General features: G+C 42.6%; 1 pseudogene. It reads left to right on the forward strand.

The features are described from left to right. Positions 1-802, forward strand: a pseudogene (locus FE813_RS10400) (hypothetical protein); the annotation flags it as partial.

Below are 802 nucleotides of genomic sequence, written 5' to 3' on the forward strand. Positions count from 1 at the left end.
GCTTATGACACCGTTAACTTTATTGACGGCGAAGGTACGAGTGTATCTGTTGAAAATACAGACAATAAAACCAGCAAAATCAAATACAGTGTAAACCTTGGCGATGGTTTAGAAAAAACCAACGACAATAAAATCAAAGCCAAGGCAGGCAATGGTGTGACTGTTGATGCAGACGGTATTAAGGTTAATACGGGTAAAGGCCTCAAAATTGATACGGCTGATGGCAACAAAGTTGCGGTTAATACCGACGGCACAACAATCACTGTCGATAATGATGGCAAAGTGAAGGCGGAGACAGGCTCGACTGAAGTAGTTACAGCTGATAATAAAACTGGCACAGAAAAAGCGGGTCAAGTACGTCCTGTTGCAACAGATAAAGACAAACTAGCAACAGTTGACACTGTGGCACAAGCGGTCAATTCAGCGAAATGGATTGCTAAAGCGACCAACACAGATGCAGAGATTGCAGACAATGAAAAAACAGACGATAGCACAAAAGCAGGTGAAGGCATTGCTGCAGGCGATGAAGTAACCTTTACGGCAGGTAAAAACTTACGCGTTAAACGTGATGGTAAAAACTTTACTTTTGCGACGGATAAAGACGTATCGTTTGATTCTGTGAAAGTGGGTAAAGATGATGCTGTAACGGGTAAAAAACCGGTTAACTTAACAACTGAAGCGGCGAAAGGGGCATCTAATAACGATGATGCAAATAAACCGACGACAGCGTTGAATATCAGCAGCGGTACAGGTACAGATGTGAAACCGACTCAACTTGTTGGTGTGGGTTCAGTGTTAAATA

Source organism: Haemophilus seminalis, assembly GCF_006384255.1.
Classification (GTDB): domain Bacteria; phylum Pseudomonadota; class Gammaproteobacteria; order Enterobacterales; family Pasteurellaceae; genus Haemophilus; species Haemophilus seminalis.